The following is a 16910-nucleotide window of genomic DNA, read 5'->3' on the forward strand; positions in this document are numbered from 1 at the left end:
CGGTCCCGGCCTGGACAGGGTCGACCGAGGGCCGACCGGCGGCCACGGGGAGGACACGGTGCTGGTCACCACCGGCCTGCTCGGTGAGCGGGCCCGCCGGCTGACGGCCGTGCTGCTGCTGGCCGGCCTGCTGACCTCGTGCTCGGGGACGAACTCCGACCCGGCTGCGTCCCCGCTCTCCGGGGCGGGGACGTCCGCGTCACCGGTGGTGAGCGCGAGCCCGCGGCCGGGTGGTGCTCCGGTCGCCGTGGGCGTGCCCGAGTACGCCGACAGCTCCGGCGCGGTCGAGGTCTACTTCCCGGACGGCCGGCACCAGCAACTCACCCCCGGCGGGCTCGGCCTGCCGCCCGCGCAACCCTGGGGTGACGATCCCTACGCGTTGTATCCGCAGGCCCTACAGTTCGGGTCGGCCGTGGCCACGGCAGACCTCAACCAGGACGGCATCGACGATCTGGTGGTCGGGTCCGAGGGCGGCAGGATCAACACCGACGAGGACACACCCACGGCGGGGGAGCTGAACGAAGACTTCCTGACCCCGCACGACGCGGACCCGGCGGCGGGGGCGTCGGGGCGGGTATGGATCCTGCTGGGCGGCAGCGGCGGTTTCACCCGGGACCGGATGATCCGCGTGCCGGTCCCGGCCCGGGTCGGCGACCAGGCCGGGGCCGCGGTCGCCGTGACCCCGCGCGCCTCCGGCACCGGCCACGACCTGTGGGTCGGTGCGCCCGGGCTGACCGTCGGCGGCCGGGCCCAGGCCGGCGCGGTCTATCGCTTTTCGGTGACCACGCGGACCACGCGGGCCACGCCGACGCCGACACTGACGGACACCGTCACCTACGACAGTCGGCTGGTGCCCGGCACCGCTGTCGGCTTCGATCATTTCGGGAGTGTGCTGGCCCGGGTACGCAACGGGGTCGTGGTGGGAGTGCCCGACCGGACCGTCAGAGGGCTTCCGCAGGCCGGCGAGATCGTCCGGTTGCGGACCGACCGGTCCACGGACCGGATGATCGAGGCGGAGGCCTTCAACCAGGACAGCGCCGCAGTCCCCGGCCGGGCCACCCGCGCGACCTCTTTCGGGGCAGCGGTCGCGGAGAACGGGCTCGCCGTCGCCGTTCCCCGGGCCCGGGTCGAGGGCCGGGCCGGCGCGGGCAGCGTGCAGTTGTTCACCACGTCGAGCGCCCGCCCGGATTCGCTCACCCCGGCGGCGGCGCTGCATCAAGGCAGTCCCGGCGTGCCCGGGGCCCCCGGCCGGTACGTGGAGTTCGGCACCGACGTCGTGGCCGGGGAGTTTCTCTGCCCCGGTGTCACCAGCCTGGCGATCAGTTCGCGGTACCAACCGGGCGATCCGCCGGTACCGGTCACCGTGACCGTGGTGCCGTTGCCCGGCAGCGACCGGTCCTGCGCGGGCACGGTTCTGACGGGGGACGGCCTGCCGACCACGGACACGTCAGGCTCGGGGGACGACGCCGACCTGGGTACGGCGGCGATCGACTCCGGTGCCTCGGCCCGCGATCAGCTGCTGATCGTGGCGCGCCTCGACGACCGGGCCAGGCGGATCATGCTGTGGCCCGGTCCGGGCAGTTCCCTGACGACCCTCGGGACGGCCGGCTGACCTCGTCGTCCGGTGCGACCGGCCGGGGGATCAGTACCAGCCCACGGACTCGCTGTGGCTCCAGGCTCCGCACGGGGTGCCGTAGCGCTCGGCGATGTAGTCGAGCCCCCAGCGGATCTGCGTGACCGGGTTGGTCTTCCAGTCCGATCCGGCACTGGCCATCTTGCTGCCGGGCAGGGCCTGGGGAATGCCGTAGGCGCCGGAGGACGGGTTGGTGGCCTGGTAGTTCCAGGTGCTCTCGCGGGTCCAGAGCGAGTCCAGGCAGGTGTACTGCGCTGAGGACCAGCCCCGGTCGGCGAGCAGGATCTTGGCCGCGGCCTGGGGGTTCTTGCGGGCGTTCTCCAGAGCCAGGGCCTTCTGGCGGGTGCTGGTGGCCTCGGCCTCCTCGGCCTTCGCCGCCTCCAGACGGGCGGCCTCCTTCTCGGCGGCCTCCTTCTTCGCCTTCTCGGCCGCGGCCTTCTCTTTGCGCTTCTTCTCGGCGAGGGCCTTGGCGCCCTTCTCGGACTGCGCCAGCGCGGCCGAGGCCTTGGCCGGCGAGGCATCCTTGATGCTCTTCAGCGTGGCGGCCGACACCTCGGCCTGCTCCGCCTCGGCCTGGGCGGCTGCCTGGGCCGCGGCCTGCGCCTCGGCCTCGGAATCGGCCTCGGAATCGTCGTGCGCGCTGGTCAGCGCGAAGGCGGACGAGGCGGAGGAGCTGTCGGCGTTGTTCAGGGTGGCGAGCTGCGAGACCGCGGCCCCCTCGGCACCCACCACCAGGGCCATGACCAGCAGCCGGGTGGCAGCCGTGTTCAGGCGGCCGAAGCGCCATTTCGACGCCGGCTCGGCGGTGGCCGGGGAGTCGTCGAGGTCCAGGCCCCATTCGGCCGGCACCTCGATGGGCGCTGTCGGCGGCTGCGGGACCGCGCGGCGGAACGCGTCGGCCGGGGTGGCCCGCGGCACCGGCATGTCGATGCCGGCCGGGCGGCCCGGGGCGGTGCGCGGGATCGGCAGCACCGCGGCGCTGGGCGCCTGCGACGAGTACGGCGACTGCAACGGGAACTGCGCCTGCCGGGTGGGACGGCGCACGGCGCGGGCACTCGGCGGGGCGGAGACCCCGGGACGCTGCCTGGCGGGGGAGGGGGCGGCGGGCCGGTTGTCGGCGGGGCGGTTGCGCGGCGTCGGCCGGGACGTGGCGCGGGCCTCGGCCCGGCGCAGGTCGGAGCGGCGGGGATAGCGCTTGGCGCCGTCGTTCCCGAGAACCGGGATGCCCCCGGTGTTGAGCCACTCTTCCGCGAGGTCGTCACCGGTCTTCGAGCCCACGGTTGTCGTCACGGGTCCACCGTGGCGAATCCGGACAAGAATCACAACCGTCCCACACGGAGTTAAGAAAAGTTTGATGTCGGACCGGTCACGGTGCCGCCGGAACGCGGCTACGACAGCTCGTGCGAGCCCGGCACCACCACGCCCGCCTCGTAGGCCAGCACCACCGCCTGCACCCGGTCGCGCAGCCCGAGCTTGGCCAGGACGTGCCCGACGTGCACCTTCACCGTTCCCTCGGAAAGGTGCAGCCCGGAAGCGATCTCGGAGTTCGAGCGTCCCGCCGCCAGCAGCAGGAACACCTCGCGCTCGCGTTCGGTCAGGGCGTTCATCACCTCCTCGCGGCGGCGCGCGCCGCCGGCCCCGGGCAGCACCGACCCGAAACGCTCCAGCAGCCGCCGGGTCACCGACGGCGCGAGCACCGCGTCACCGGCCGCCACCGTGCGGATCGCGGTGATCAGCACGTCGGGCGGTGCGTCCTTCAGCAGAAAACCACTGGCTCCGGCGCGTAGTCCGGCGAACACGTACTCGTCCAGGTCGAACGTGGTGAGGATCAGAACCCTGGTGGACGGCGAGGCGGCCAGGACGCGCCGGGTCGCGGTGATGCCGTCCGTCGTGTGCATGCGCACGTCCATCAGGACCACGTCGGGCCGCAGGGCCGTGGCCATCGGCACGGCGGTCGAGCCGTCGTCCGCCTCACCCACCACCTCGATGCCGGGCTCGGGCTCCAGCACCATACGCAGGCCGAGCCGCAGGAACGACTGGTCGTCGACCAGCATCACACCGAGAGTCACCGGTTCGCCTCGACATTCGTCGTCAGGGGGAAATCCGCCAGGACCTGCCAGCCACCGTCCGGGCCGGGACCGGCGCTCAGGGTGCCGCCGAACGGGCGCACCCGTTCCCGCATGCCCGCCAGGCCCCGCCCCAGACCGTCGGCCGGGGTCGCGGCGCCGCCGGGCTCACCGTCGTCCTCAATCGAAAGAACCAGACGGCCGGGCGGGTAGCGCAGCCGCACCGCGGCCCGGGTCGCGCCGTGCGCGTGCTTCATGGCGTTGGTCAGCGCCTCCTGCACGAGACGGTAGACGGTGAGCTGGAGCCCGCCGGGCAACTCCGGCCGCGTGCCCTCCACCCGGAGGGTCACCGGCAGGCCGGTGGCGCGCACCTGCCCGACCAGGCCCTCCAGCGAACGCAGGCCCGGCACCGGGCGTCTCGCGGTCTCCTCGTCGTCCGTGATCGGGCCCGCGGACTGCTCGGTGGTGGTCGCGCCGAGCAGCCGGCGGGTCTCCCGAAGGGCCTGCCTGGCCATCGCGACGGTGATGGTGACGGCCTCGCGGGAGCGGTCGCTGGTGATCTCGCCGCTGCGCGCCAGGCCCTCGCTGAGGGCCACCACCACGGTCAGGTGGTGGGCGATCAGGTCGTGCATCTCCCTGGCGATCCGGGCTCTTTCATCGGCGGCGGCGAGCAGGTCACGCTGTTCGCGCTCGACCTCCAGCGACCGGTTCCGGGCCTGGAGCTCCAGCTGGTACGCGTCCCGGGTGCGGCGGTAGAGGCCGAGCACGAACGCCAGCACCTGTGGGGTGGAGAACAGCGCCAGCAGCACGATCTTGTCGACGAGGCGGTCGTCGACGGTGACGGCGAGCAACCCGATCCAGACCTCGGAGGCGGCCAGGGCCAGCGCGGCCCGGCGCGGGGTGGTCAGCACCGCGAGCGTGTGCACCACGATCGTGCTCCCGCCCAGCAGCAGCACCGCGTTGTGCCCGGCCGGCACCAGACCGAGCGCCAGCACGCCGAGAGCGACCGGCACCGGCCAGATCCGGCGGAACACCAGCAGGACGCAGCCGGTCAGGGCGACGGCGAACTGTGGGTCCGGCTGGACCGGGCTGAACAGGGCGAGGAGGACGGCGAGCGCGATGTCCAGGGCCCAGGACCGGCGGGGCCGCCCGCGCAGCGGTTCGCGCCACCGCGCCGTCGGCCTGCCTGTCACGGGGTGCTCCTCACGGGCGGTGCGGCCGGGCGGCCGATCAGGTACCAAGCAAACCAGGCGATCAGCGGCACCCAGAGGACGAAGAGGATCCACAGCACCTTCATGCCGGTGGACAGGCCGGAGCGCAGGATCGAGATCAGCACCCGGACGAACAGCACCAGCAGGCCGGCGGCGAGGGCGAGGACGAGGAGGTGAGAAGGGTTGCTCATGCGTCGATCCTGCGGCCGGGGGCGGGGCGGGCCCATACCTCGCGCGTCCACCGGCTCTATGCCTGAGGTCGTAGGGCTGTCGTAGGTCTGTCGTAGGGCTGTGGGGACGACTTCCGGGGCACCGGAGGGCACGGTTGCGGCGTCGATCTTGTTATCTTCGATGATAGGGAAACCGATCATCGTGATCACTGAGGAAGGGCGGGGCTCATGGCCTCCAGCAACACCGCCAGGAAGGCGGGGGTCCAGCAGACGCCGCGGGAGGACTTCCCCCTGGCCGAGCGCCCCGGCTACATGTTCCACAAGGCCGCCCTCCTGCTCTACGAAGACGTGGAACGCGCGCTGGAGAGCACCGGGATGCGGGCGCGGTACTTCTTCGTGCTGGCCTCGCTGGCCGGTGGGCCCCGGCTCTCGCAGCAGGACATCAGCCGTCTGCTGAACCTCGACCCGACCACGGTGGTCAGCGTCATCGACGAGATGGAGCGCAACCGGCACGTGGAGCGCCAGCGCGATCCGGCGGACCGCCGCCGCTACCACCTGTTCCTCACCGACGACGGCCGCGAGCAGCTCGCGAAGGCCGAAACCATTGTCACGGACGCGGAAACGGCGTTCTTCGCGACGCTGGAGAAGGCCGAGCTGGGCGCGATGCACGGCATGCTGCGGCGGCTGCTGGCGGGGCGCTGGCCGGCCTCGGTCTGCGAGGACTGAGCCGGGACCCGCGCCGCATCGAGGGCGTTCACTAATCGGACAATTGACCATGGTTCGTCAGATCATCTAGATTTCGATTATTCGAACTCCCTAGATGATGACTGGAGCGACCCTCGATGTCGGCTGAACACACCCCTTCACCCACGCGATGGTGGGTGCTGGGTATCGTGACGCTGGGCACGTTCATGCTCATGCTCGACCTGAGCGTGGTGTCGATCGCCCTGCCGCAGATCCATCGGTCGCTGCACAGCAGCTTCAGCGACTTGCAGTGGGTGTTCGACGCCTATGCCCTCACCCTGGCGATCTTCCTGGTGGCCGCCGGGTCCACGGCCGACCGGATCGGCCGCAAGCGGGTGTTCCAGATCGGCCTGGTCATCTTCACCGCGGCCTCGCTGGCCTGCGGTCTGGCCGATGACGCGCTGTTCCTGAACATCTCGCGCGCGGTCCAGGGTGTCGGCGCCGCGATCGTTTTCGCGGTCGGCCCGGCCCTGCTCGGCCACGAGTTCCACGGCAAGGAGCGGGCCACCGCCTTCACCGCCTTCGGTGGCGCGATCGGCCTGGCGGTCGCTTCCGGCCCGCTCATCGGTGGCGCGCTGATCAACGCCTTCTCGTGGCGCTGGATCTTCTACATCAACGTGCCGATCGGTATCGCCGCCCTGATCATCGGCGCCCTGCGGGTGTCCGAGTCGCGCAACCCGAAGGCCCCGCGCACCGACTGGGGCGGCATGATCGCCCTCAGCGTCGCCCTGGCCGCACTGCTCTTCGCCACCATCCGCGGCCCGCAGGAGGGCTGGACCAGCTCGCTGACCCTCGGCCTCTACGCGCTGAGCGTCGTGTTCCTGGTGATCTTCGCGGTGATCGAGGCGCGTCTGGGCGAGCGGGCCATGCTCGACCCGGCGTTCCTGCGTAACCCCACCTTCGTCGGCATCTCGCTGGTGGCGATGATCGGTAACGCCGGTGCGCTGCCCACCGTGTTCTTCTCCACCAGCTACCTGGAGAACCTGCTGCACTACGACGCGTGGGAGACCGGCCTGCGGTTCCTGCCGCTCACCGTCGGCATGCTGGTGGCGGGCGCCCTGGTCGGCCCGCTCATCGGCAAGGTCCCGTTCCGCTTCCTGCTCGGCCCGGCGGTGCTCGTCATGGGCGTGGGCATCGTGCTGCTCCAGCGCACCGAGGCCGACTCCAGCTGGACCGTCATGCTGCCGGCGCTGCTGCTGGCCGGTATCGGCATGGGCGCGTTCAACCCGAGCCGGGCCGCGCTGGCCATCGGCATCACCGAGCCGGCCCGTGCCGGTGTCGCCTCGGGCGTCAACGAGACCTTCCAGCAGGTCGGTGTCGCGGTCGGGATCGCCGGTGTGGGAGCACTTTTCGAGCACCAGGTGACCGAGTCGTTCACCTCCTCCGCCGTCGCCGGCCAGCTCGGCCCGGAGGCCGCCGACCAGGCCGCCTCGGGCATCAGCGCCGGTGCCATCGACACGGTGGCGCAGGCCGCCGGCCCGCTCCAGCAGCAGGTGCTCGACGCCGCCCAGGAAGCGTTCGTCACCGGCTACCACGACGCCATGCTGCTGGCCGCGGTGCTCGCGGCGATCGCGGCGACCGTCGGCTTCCTGCTGCTGCGCACGCAGGACCTGCACGCCAGCGCCCTGTCGGCGATCTCCACGGTCCCGCCGGACGCCGATGACGCCGACGTGACGGCTGACGTGACGGCCGACGGTTCGGTCGACGCCAAGGACGACGGCACCACCACGTCGAGTACCACCACCAGCTCGGCGGTCTGACCGGATCCGGTGTGAACGTCGGGGCCCCCGGTGGATATCCACCGGGGGCCCCGACGTCTCGCGGGGAGCGGGATCAGGTGGCGGGTACCTCGCGGAAGACCAGTGCCACGGTGTGACAGCCGAACGAGGGACGGGTCCCCGGTGGAGGATGTGAATCACCACAGGACACAGCGCTGAGAGCCTGAGAGGACCCGTGGAGCACCACCGTCATTGCCCGCTGATCCGCCGGCTGACCACGTTTGATCGAGCTTTGCCGGCACCGCCTGTCGCCGACGTCGCGGCCGAGGCCGAACCCACCGTTGCAGACACCGTTGTCGGCGTCGCGGCTGGCGTGGGCGGGGAAGTCGCAGCGACCTGCTCCACCGGCATCGGTGCCTCATTCTTGGGGGCGTCGTGGCTGGAGCAGCAGGCGGCGATGCTGGGCACGGCATGCAGATCACGATCGGAAACGCTGAATTCCGCGTCTCAGGCCCAGCAGCCGATGCGGGGGGTTGGTGGGCAAGGTGTGGAAAGGCGCGTGCCCGGGCGCCTCGGCCCTCTTGTTCCGCCCGGTAAATACCGATAGTCATGGACCGTGACGAACCGAACGCAGGAGATCGAGCGATCCCTGTCCGCGCTCGTCGCATTCCTCTCTGAACACCGAACCCGTGTCGCCGACGCAGCTGACAACGCGGAGCAGAAAGCGCTCGCCGCGCTGGAGCACGGCTGGGACGGCGTGGCCCAGGAATGATGACCACCGACCCGGACCTTGAAGCTTTCCTCGACGCTGCGCAGGTCTACCTGGATGTGAACGCTTTCGATTCCACGTCCATGAGCGATCTCGTCACTGCCTTCACTCGCGACCCGGCGCCGGAGAACCAGATTGCTTTCCGTCGCGGCCTGGCCAAGGGAGTTCTCGGTATGCTCTCTCCGGGAGCGTACGAACGAGCCACCGGAGAGGATTTCGACACTCTCGAAGATCTCCAGGCATGGCTGAAGAAGATTGGGTTCGCCTTCTACGGTGACGAGGACCCGTCGAACGCGCTTCAACCGCCGATCGGTGCGTGACGAAGCAGATTTCGCCAGGCGAGGAAGTGCCCGGGTGAGTGATTCCAGGTTCTCGCCGGCGGTCCTGGCTGAAACGTGTGCCCCCGGTGGATATCCACCGGGGGCACACGTCTGACAGGGGAGCGGGATCAGGGGGCGGGTACCTCGCGGAAGACCAGAGCCACGTTGTGGCCGCCGAAGCCGGCCGAGTTCTTCACCGCGACGATCTCCTCACCCTTCAGCTCGCGCGGGCCGTCGTGCACGACGTCGAGTGAGACGCCCTCGTCCGCGCGGGTGAAGTTCAGGGTCTCCGGCACGATCCGGTTCTTCACCCCCAGGATGGTGATGATCGACTCGATCGCCCCGGCCGCACCGAGCGTGTGGCCGAGCATCGACTTGTTCGCCGTCACCGCCGGGCCCACCGACGCGTCACCGAAGACGCTCTGCACCGCAACGGCTTCCGAGGCGTCACCCGGCGTGGTGGAGGTGCCGTTGGCGCTCAGGAACGCGATGTCCGAGGGGCTCACCCCGGCGTCGTCGAGCGACACGGTGATCGCCGTGATGCTGCCGGAACCGTCCGGTGCGGGCTGCACCAGGTGGAAGGCGTCCGAGGAGATGCCGACCCCGGCCAGCTCGGCGTGCGCCCGTGCCCCGCGACGGCGGGCGTGCTCGGCCGACTCCAGGATCAGGATGCCCGCGCCCTCACCGAGCACCAGGCCGTCCCGGTCGGCGTCGAACGGGCGGGAGGCCGCGGCCGGGTCGTCCATCCGCACCGAGACGGCCCGCATCGCACCGAAACTCGCGATCAGGAACGGGTGCAGGGGGGACTCGGCGCCGCCGGCCACCACCACGTCGGCCAGTCCCCGGCGGATCAGGTCGGCCGCTGTGGCCAGCGCCTGGGTGCCCGAGGAACAGGCGTTCACCGTGGCGTTGGCCCCGCCGTGGGCGTTCACCAGCATGCTGACCGCCGCGGCCGAGCCGTTGCCCATGGCGCTCGCCACGGTCATCGGCGGCACCCGCTTCCAGCCGCGCTCGCGCAGGGCGTCGTACCCGCCGATCACCGCGTTCATGTCGGTGATGCCGGAGGAGATCACCACGCTGACCCGGTCCGGGTCGACACCGGCCGTGTCCAGGCCGGCGTCCTTCCAGGCCTCGCCCGCGGCGACCACGGCGAGCTGCTCGGTGCGGCCCAGCCGCTTGCGCAGCGCCGGCTCGATCTCGGTCAGCGGGTCGACCCGGGCCCGGGCGACCAGCTCGGTGGGCAGCTTGCCGACCCACTCCGGGTCGTCGATCAGGCCCACGCCGCTCTCGCCGCGCAGCATCGCCTCCCAGGTGGAGGCGACGTCACCGCCCAGCGCCGTGGTGGCGCCGAGACCGGTGACCACCACCCTGACACGTTCGCCCGCGCTCATCGTGAGGTCCGTTCCTGCGTCGCGCGCAACTTGGCCGCCAGCTTCTCGGTGTCCGACTTCACCTGCGACACCAGCAGTTTGCGCACCAGGCTCTTCGGGGTGATGCCGAAGTAGTCGCCGGGGTCGACGTCGAACTTCCAGCGCACCCGGGTGCTGCCCTCACCGGCGTCCTCGTAGGCGTAGGCGCCCACGTAGCTGAACGGGCCCTCCAGGGAGTGGAACTCCGAGAGCACCCCCGGCTCGAACGTGTCGATCTCGACGGTGAACGGCATCACCTTGCCGATCAGCTTGAAGGTGATCGTGTAGTGACCGCCGACCCGGGGCGGGCCGTCGAGCAGCGCCGTGCTCACGCACGCCGTCTGCCAGACCGGATCCTGCTCCGGGTCGGACAGCAGGGCGAAGGCCTCCACCGGCGCAACCGGCAGGACGAACTCGTGCCGTGCCTCAATCAGTGCCATGGGGTGCTCCCAGGAAGGGGGCCATCGCCTCGGCGGCGACGGCGGCGTGCGGGGGATACATCACGGAGTTGTGGTCGCCGGGAACGTCGATCACCGTCAGGTCGCCCTTGATCAGTTCGTCCCAGCCGAGTTTCACGCCGTAGTCGCTCTCCTCGTCCCGGGCCCGCAGCAGCACCAGGTCCAGGTCTCGGGGCTCGGGCAGGTAGGTCTGGAGGGCGATGCCGTTGGCCAGGTAGGCCTCGAAATAGCGCAGCATCTGGGCCCGGTCGGCGTCCTCGGCCACCACACCGATGGCCGTGGCCTCCTCGAGGATGTGGTCGAACGCGGCGTCGCCACCCAGCTCGCGCAGGTGCTCGGCGGGGATGGTCAGCGTCTTGCCGGCCGGGATCGCCAGGTCACGGGCGAACCAGGACAGCAGCGTCGCGTCGTCCGCGATCTCCGGGATGTTCTGCTCGATCGGGGCCCGGCTGTCGATGGCGGCGATCGGGCCGACCTGCTCGCCGGACGCCTTCAGCAGGGCCGCCGCCTCGTAGGCGATGACACCGCCGAAGCACCAGCCGCCCAGGGTGTAGGGGCCGGCCGGCTGGATCTCGCGGATCAGCCCCAGGTACCGCTCGGCCATCTCCTCAACGCTCACCTCGGCCTCGCCCTCGGACTCCACACCGGGAGCCTCGATCGCGACGACCGGCCGGCCCTCGGGCAGGTGCCGGGTCAGCTCGACGTAGCAGAAGACCGTGCCGCCGAACGGGTGGAACAGGAACAGCGGGTCCTGCCCCTCCTCACCCTCACGCAGCACCACCACCGGCGTGCGGCGCTTCTCGGCCCCGCCGCCACGCACGATCGTGCCCAGCTCGGCGATGGTCCCGTGCTGCAACAGGACCGAGACCGGCACCTCCACGTCCCACTCGGCCCGGATCGCGGCGCTGAGCCGCACGGCCAGCAGCGAGTGGCCGCCGATGTCGAAGAAGTTGTCGCGGATACCGACCTGGGGCAGGTCGAGGATCTCCGACCAGAGCCGGGCCAGGGTGATCTCGATGGCGTCGCGCGGCTTCTCGAACGCGGCGTCCGAGGTGGCCACCGGCCGTGGCAGCCGGTTGCGGTCGATCTTCTTGTTCGCCGTCAGCGGCAGCTCGTCCAGCACCATCAGGATGCCCGGAACCATGTACTGCGGAAGGAAGTTCGCCGCCTCGGCGCGCACCGACGCGGCCTTCAGCTCGGCCCCCGGCTCGGCCACCAGGTAGCCGACCAGGTTGTCGTCGCGGACCACGACGACCGCCGTCGCCACACCGGGCACCGCCTGGAGCACCGACTCGACCTCGGCCAGCTCAATCCGGTAGCCGCGCAGCTTGACCTGGTTGTCCAGACGGCCGTGGTGCAGCAGCCGTCCCTCGCTGGTCCAGCGAGCCCGGTCACCGGTGCGGTACAGACGCCGCTGCGGTGCGGCCGGCAGCCCGGTCACGAACCGTTCCGCCGTCAGCTCCGGTCGGTCCCAGTAGCCCAGGGCCAGCCCGTCGCCGCCGATCCACAGCTCACCCGGGAAGCCCGGCTCCACCCCACGGCCCTGCGAATCCAGCACGTACAGCTGGGTGTTCGCCAGCGGCTCGCCGATGTCGACGCCGCGCGCAGGGTCGACCCGGCCCTCGGTCGACCAGATGGTGGTCTCGGTCGGGCCGTACACGTTGTGCAGCGCCCGCACCCGGGGCGCCAGGAAGGCGGCCAGGTCGAGCGGCAGTTCCTCACCGCCGCACAGCACCCCCAGCCCGGGACGCCCGGCCCAGCCGGCGTCGCGCAGCATGCGCCAGGCCGTCGGGGTGGCCTGCATCCAGGTCACCCCGGTCTCCTCGATGCGGCGACACAGGGCCACGCCGTCCGAGGCGGTGCCGCTGTCGCACAGCACCACGCGGCCGCCGGACAGCAGCGGCATGAACAGTTCCAGGCCGGCGATGTCGAACGAGATGGTGGTGACCGCCAGCAGGCTGTCGTCCGGGCCGAAACCGGTGCGCTCCCGCATCGACAGCAGCAGGTTGATCAGCGCGTGGTGCGGAATGGCCACACCCTTGGGACGCCCGGTGGAACCCGACGTGTACAGCACGTAGGCCAGGTCGGAACCGGCCTCGCCGGAGCGCGGCCCGAGGTTGGCCCGCATGCCGCCGGCCAGGTCCTCCAGCACCAGCACCGGCACGTCGCCCGGCCGGCTCCCGAGCAGGCTCTGCTGGGTCAGCAGCAGCCGGGCCCCGGAGTCCTCGGTCATGTACGCCAGCCGGTCCTCCGGCAGGTGCGGGTCGAGCGGGACGTACGCCGCCCCGGCCTCCAGCACCCCGAGCAGGGCACCCACCAGGTGCGGGCCGCGCTCGGCCATCACCGCGATCCGGTCGCCCGGGCCCACACCGCTCTCCCGCAGCGCGGTCGCGGTCTCCTCCACCACCGCCAGCAGCGTGGCGTAGGTCCAGGTGCGTCCCTCGCCCTCCACCGCGACCGCCGTCGGCGTGCGGAACACCTGCTCGCGGAACAGGTCCGGCAGCCGGCCGGACGGCAGCTCCAGGGCCGGGCCGTCGCCCCAGCCCGCGCTCGCGGTGCGCTGCCGCTCGTCGCCGCGGGCGATCGTGCCCAGCGGCACGTCCGGCGCGGACACCAGCGACTCGACGGTCGCCACGAACGACGCCGCCAGCTCGGCACCGGTGGAGGCGGTGAAGATGTCGGTGTTGTAGCGCAGAACGCCGCCGTAGGCGCCGTCGCGCTCGCCGCCCATCTCGATCCACAGGTCGGTCTGGCCCTCCTGCTGCGGCAGGGGGTAGGGCCGCAGGGTGGCGCCGCCGACGGTGGCGTGGGCGTCCGGGCCGGGCTCGGGAAGGAAGAACTCTTCCACGTCGGACAGGAAAGGCAGCCGGTCCCAGGCGAAACCGGCCTGGTAGACCGGCGTGCGGCTGGGGTCGCGCGGCGGGGCCAGTTCCCGCACGGTCCAGGGGAAGGGCAGTTCCTGGGCGCGCAGGGCCTCACGGGTGCGGTCGCGGGTGCCGGTGAGCAGCTCGCGGTAGGTGCGCTCCTCGTCCACGAACCCACGGACGACGACGGTGTTGACGAAATTGCCGATGGCGTCGCGGTACTCACGCTTGAGCCGGCCGGAGGTGGGACTCCCGACCAGCACGTCCGGGCTGCCGCTGAGTCGGCTCAGCATCACGAACCAGGCGCTCAGCAGCACCATGTACGGCGTGGACGCGGTTTCCCGGCCGAGCCGGCGCACGGCCTCGGTGGCGGACGCCGACAGCGCGAACGGGGCGGTGCCGCCGTCGTACGACGGCGCCGGGGGACGGGGCGTGTCACCGTACAGGTCCAGGCTCGGCGGGGCGTCGGCCAGGCGCAGCGCCTCGGCCTTCAGCAGTTCCCGCGCCTTCTCGCTGTTCAGGAAGGCGTCCTGGTCGTCCGCGTACCGGGCGAACGCGGTGCCGTCCAGGGCGAACGGGGCCGGGGTGCCGTCCAGCCGGGATCGCACCTCGCCGAGCAGCAGGGCCAGGGTCCAGAAGTCGAACGCGGCGTGGTGCAGCACCACCGCGAAAACCCAGGCATCGTCGCGGATCTGGTAAAGGTGCACCCGCCACAGCGGTGGCCGGCCCAGGTCGAAGGGCAGACGCGTGTCGGTGCGGATCTGCTCGCGCAGCGCCTCCGGTGCGATGCCTCGGGCGTCGGTGCTGCGCACGTCCAGCGGCACCGAGTCCGCCACCCACTGGGTGGGGCCGTCGTCACCGGCCCGGAACGCGGCGCGCAGGGCGTCGTGCTCGGCGAGCAGGTCGGTCAGCACGCCGTGCGCCCGCTGCCCGAGCTGTGCGTCGGCGGTCACCTCGGCGGCGAAAACGATGTGGTAGGCCGAGCATCCGGGGTCGATCTCGTGGATGAACCACAGCCCGGACTGCTGGAGGTTGGCTCTCAGGGCGGTCACTGCTCCTCCGCGGCGACGAGCTCGGCCTGCGGGTTCATCAGCTTCCACAGCGCGTCGGTCAGCGTGTTGATCGTGGGGTAGTCCCACAGCAGGTCGGTGGCCAGGTCGGACAGGCCGCAGTTGTCCTCGATCTCCATGCCGACGGCCAGGGCGGCCATCGAGTCCAGGCCGAAGGAGGTGAACGGCTCGTCGGCGGGCACCTCCTCGGGGGTGATGCCGGCCTGCACGGCGACGGCCTCGACGAGCATGGTGCGGACGTCCTCGACGGTCATGGATGCGTTGGTCACGGGGGTGAACCTCTCTCGTACGGTTGGTTTCGGGGATCGGACGGGTGCTCAGGCGCCCTGCGGCGTGCCCGGCGCGCTCTGGTGAACCTCGAGCACCGAGAAGTAGGCGCCGTCCGCGCGCTGTTCCTCCATGCGGGAGAACAGGTTCCAGGAGGTGGCCGGGTCCAGGTCGCCGACCTGGTACTGGTGCACCAGCGGCCGGGCCAGGGCGACGGTCAGCCACTCCGCGGCCGCGAAGAAGTCGCCGAGGTGGTCGCGGTTGTGCAGCCAGGTGCCCAGCGCCGCGACCTTGGTGTGCAGGGAGGCCACCTCGCCGGCCAGGCGCATCAGCTGCGGGGCCGTGGTCTTGGCCGAGCCGGACGGCTGCGCGGCCTGTTTCGCGATCAACGGCCGCGAGCCGTCGATGCGGGCGAACAGGGCCTGGAGCTCCTCGTACAGCCCGGCGGCCTGCTCACGCAGCAGGCCGAGCCGCTCGGCCGGCAGCTCCGGCGAGGGGCTCACCTCGTCGAGGGCCTGGACCAGCGCGGGCAGGCTGGCCAGCACCGCGTCGCGGCCCTTGCCGAAGATGGTGACCCGGGCCGGGTCGAACTCCTCCAGCGGACGGCGCAGGTCGTACAGCTGCGCCCAGTCGTCGTGGCGGGCCTTGCGCCCGGCGCGGGCCAGGGCGGCCAGCTGGAGCGCGATGCTGTCGAGGCAGACCGGCTCGCTGCCGTCGAACACCGACACGATCGCGCCGTCACGCAGCTGCTTCTGGAAGATGCCGGCGTGCTCGGGGGCCCGCATGTAGTACCGCGCGCCGAGCACCCGGGCCAGCACCGCGCTGTTGGCGTCGACGAGCCGGGCCACCTGGACCTTGGCCAGGTTCGCCCACAGGCTGAACTCGTCGAGATACAGGTGCATCCCGCGCATCGACACCAGGCTCTCGCACTCGGCGACCAGCAAGCTGACGTATGAGTTGGCCAAAGATTCCGACACGTAGGGGATCTCGCTGGCAGGTCCGTCGTAGAGCCGGCGCCGGGAGAGGAAGTCGGCCACCGTGCGGAGCATCGCGTCACCGGCGCCGAGCGACAGCCCGGTGCAGAAGGTGCGGGTGACCAGCAGACCCTTGAGGGCGAGCTCCAGACCCGCACCCTCGGCGCCGAGCCGGGAAGAGGCGTCCACCCGGGCGTTCTCGAAGGCGATCCCGCTGATGTCGCAGCCGCGCAGGCCGTAGGTGGGCACCCGGTCGAGCCCGCGCACCGTGCCGGCCTCCAGCTGCGAGCGCTCCACGTAGAACAGTGACTCGCGGCGCTTGTCGGGGGTGTTCTCGTCGCCGGTGGTGCCGAGCAGCACCACGTGGGTGGAGGTGTCGCCCCGGTTGATCGGCCACTTCTCGCCGTTCAGGACGTATTCCCCGGCGTCGGGGGTGGCGCGGAACTCGTTCGCCCCCAGGTCGGCGCCGTGTGCCTTCTCGGAGTAGGCCAGACACGGGATGACGCCGCCGGCCAGGACCTGCGCGGCGTAACGCTCCTGCTGGGCGGGGTCCCCGGCGATCCAGGGCAGCATCGTCCAGAGCTGGGTGCTCTCGGCGATCATGACGTTCATGTCCCGGCGGGAGACGGCCCGGGTCAGCATCAGCAGCTCGTCGGCGGTGCGCAGGGCACCGCCCAGGCGGGCGGGCACGAAGTAACGGTGGAAGCCGAAGGCCCGCAGCCGGTCGATGCCCTCCTGCGGCATCTCGTCGCGTTCCTCCAGCTCAAGGCTCTGCCCGAACGAGATCGCGTTGTTCGCCAGGCCCGGGTCACCGAGCCAGTTCTCGAGGGCTTCGGCCAGGTCGATCGCCTGGGTCAACGGCCTGACCCCGTCGATGACCGCCCCGGTCGGGGGCGTGGCAGTACCTGGCATCACGAAAGGTCCTTCCGATGAAACGAACTGACGTACCGGAACCTGTTCTTCACAGCGCCGCGTGAAGGCAGGGGGGATGTGGGCAGGTCCCCGGCCGCGGCGAGGCGAGCGTATGTTCCGGCAAACCCGGCGAGATAGTTTTTCTTTCTAATAAGGGACGTAAGTGCACAAACGAGCGCCCGTGCGGTCGAAGCGCACGGCGGGCCGTGGAGCGCTCGGCCAGGCGTCGCTTCTCGTGGAAAAAGCCGTTCCCGGCATGTATTTCCAATGTCCCGGGCGGAAGTTCGGGAGATCGGGCAACGGGTTCCGAGACGGTCGTCGCGGA

14 protein-coding genes are annotated in these 16910 nt (G+C 71.3%); 5 read left to right on the forward strand and 9 right to left on the reverse strand.

Translation table 11 applies throughout. The features are described 5' to 3' along the window. The first annotated feature begins 58 nt into the window (after window positions 1-58). A complete protein-coding gene (locus KIH74_RS28025; RefSeq protein ID WP_214159366.1) occupies window positions 59-1612 on the forward strand; it encodes an FG-GAP repeat protein in 1554 nt (517 codons plus the stop codon). Window positions 1613-1642: 30 nt separating this feature from the next. On the opposite strand, the gene KIH74_RS28030 is transcribed toward KIH74_RS28025, so the two are convergent. The 4 genes from KIH74_RS28030 to KIH74_RS28045 all read right to left on the reverse strand — a co-directional run bounded on the left by KIH74_RS28030 (window position 1643) and on the right by KIH74_RS28045 (window position 5101). Continuing rightward, window positions 1643-2923 (reverse strand): aggregation-promoting factor C-terminal-like domain-containing protein, encoded by a 1281-nt coding sequence (locus KIH74_RS28030; protein ID WP_214159367.1) that lies wholly within the window; start codon window positions 2921-2923, stop codon window positions 1643-1645. A 98-nt stretch (window positions 2924-3021) separates the two neighbouring features. Further along, window positions 3022-3702, reverse strand: coding sequence for a response regulator (locus tag KIH74_RS28035; RefSeq protein ID WP_308114024.1), 681 nt, complete (start codon window positions 3700-3702; stop codon window positions 3022-3024). Next, on the reverse strand, window positions 3699-4892 hold the full coding sequence (locus KIH74_RS37055; RefSeq protein WP_214159368.1) for a sensor histidine kinase: 1194 nt from the start codon (window positions 4890-4892) through the stop codon (window positions 3699-3701). The genes KIH74_RS28035 and KIH74_RS37055 overlap by 4 nt, the downstream gene beginning before the upstream one ends. Further along, the gene (locus tag KIH74_RS28045; RefSeq protein WP_214159369.1) at window positions 4889-5101 is read right to left on the reverse strand and encodes a hypothetical protein; all 213 of its coding nucleotides are present in this window, start codon (window positions 5099-5101) and stop codon (window positions 4889-4891) included. Before KIH74_RS28045 ends, KIH74_RS37055 begins: the two co-directional genes overlap by 4 nt. Before the next feature lie 207 nt (window positions 5102-5308). Between KIH74_RS28045 and KIH74_RS28050 the strand changes: the two genes are divergently transcribed. The 4 genes from KIH74_RS28050 (at window position 5309) to KIH74_RS28065 (ending at window position 8631) form a co-directional block, all read left to right on the forward strand. Continuing rightward, on the forward strand, window positions 5309-5806 hold the full coding sequence (locus tag KIH74_RS28050) for a MarR family winged helix-turn-helix transcriptional regulator (protein WP_214159370.1): 498 nt from the start codon (window positions 5309-5311) through the stop codon (window positions 5804-5806). Window positions 5807-5961: 155 nt separating this feature from the next. Further along, a complete protein-coding gene (locus KIH74_RS28055) occupies window positions 5962-7584 on the forward strand; it encodes an MFS transporter (protein WP_214159371.1) in 1623 nt (540 codons plus the stop codon). A gap of 574 nt (window positions 7585-8158) precedes the next feature. Next, window positions 8159-8314: a hypothetical protein gene (locus KIH74_RS28060; protein WP_214159372.1), complete on the forward strand. Its 156-nt coding sequence runs from the start codon at window positions 8159-8161 to the stop codon at window positions 8312-8314. After that, the gene (locus tag KIH74_RS28065; RefSeq protein ID WP_214159373.1) at window positions 8314-8631 is read left to right on the forward strand and encodes a hypothetical protein; all 318 of its coding nucleotides are present in this window, start codon (window positions 8314-8316) and stop codon (window positions 8629-8631) included. The genes KIH74_RS28060 and KIH74_RS28065 overlap by 1 nt, the downstream gene beginning before the upstream one ends. A 128-nt stretch (window positions 8632-8759) precedes the next feature. On the opposite strand, the gene KIH74_RS28070 is transcribed toward KIH74_RS28065, so the two are convergent. Genes KIH74_RS28070 through KIH74_RS28090 form a run of 5 tightly spaced genes read right to left on the reverse strand, consistent with a single transcriptional unit; the run spans window position 8760 to window position 16585 of the window. Next, window positions 8760-10022, reverse strand: a complete 1263-nt coding sequence (locus KIH74_RS28070) for a beta-ketoacyl-[acyl-carrier-protein] synthase family protein (RefSeq protein ID WP_214159374.1) — start codon at window positions 10020-10022, stop codon at window positions 8760-8762. Further along, window positions 10019-10480, reverse strand: a complete 462-nt coding sequence (locus KIH74_RS28075) for an SRPBCC family protein (protein WP_214159375.1) — start codon at window positions 10478-10480, stop codon at window positions 10019-10021. The genes KIH74_RS28070 and KIH74_RS28075 overlap by 4 nt, the downstream gene beginning before the upstream one ends. After that, complete coding sequence (locus KIH74_RS28080) at window positions 10467-14414, reverse strand: non-ribosomal peptide synthetase (RefSeq protein WP_214159376.1); 3948 nt, start codon at window positions 14412-14414, stop codon at window positions 10467-10469. The genes KIH74_RS28075 and KIH74_RS28080 overlap by 14 nt, the downstream gene beginning before the upstream one ends. Beyond that, entirely contained in the window at window positions 14411-14701 is a 291-nt protein-coding gene (locus KIH74_RS28085; RefSeq protein WP_214159377.1) for an acyl carrier protein, read from the reverse strand. Before KIH74_RS28085 ends, KIH74_RS28080 begins: the two co-directional genes overlap by 4 nt. A gap of 48 nt (window positions 14702-14749) precedes the next feature. Next, window positions 14750-16585 carry an acyl-CoA dehydrogenase family protein gene (locus tag KIH74_RS28090; protein WP_246573289.1) on the reverse strand — a complete coding sequence of 612 codons (1836 nt, stop codon included), beginning with the start codon at window positions 16583-16585 and terminating at the stop codon, window positions 14750-14752. Window positions 16586-16910: the final 325 nt, after the last annotated feature.

The organism is Kineosporia corallincola (assembly GCF_018499875.1).
GTDB lineage: Bacteria > Actinomycetota > Actinomycetes > Actinomycetales > Kineosporiaceae > Kineosporia > Kineosporia corallincola.

Coding starts and splice junctions, on each gene's coding strand:
- KIH74_RS28070 (WP_214159374.1), bottom strand. CDS start 10,022: ATGAGCGCGGGCGAACGTGTCAGGGTGGTGGTCACCGGTCTCGGCGCC.
- KIH74_RS28065 (WP_214159373.1), top strand. CDS start 8,314: ATGACCACCGACCCGGACCTTGAAGCTTTCCTCGACGCTGCGCAGGTC.
- KIH74_RS28075 (WP_214159375.1), bottom strand. CDS start 10,480: ATGGCACTGATTGAGGCACGGCACGAGTTCGTCCTGCCGGTTGCGCCG.
- KIH74_RS28090 (WP_246573289.1), bottom strand. CDS start 16,585: ATGCCAGGTACTGCCACGCCCCCGACCGGGGCGGTCATCGACGGGGTC.
- KIH74_RS28045 (WP_214159369.1), bottom strand. CDS start 5,101: ATGAGCAACCCTTCTCACCTCCTCGTCCTCGCCCTCGCCGCCGGCCTG.
- KIH74_RS28050 (WP_214159370.1), top strand. CDS start 5,309: ATGGCCTCCAGCAACACCGCCAGGAAGGCGGGGGTCCAGCAGACGCCG.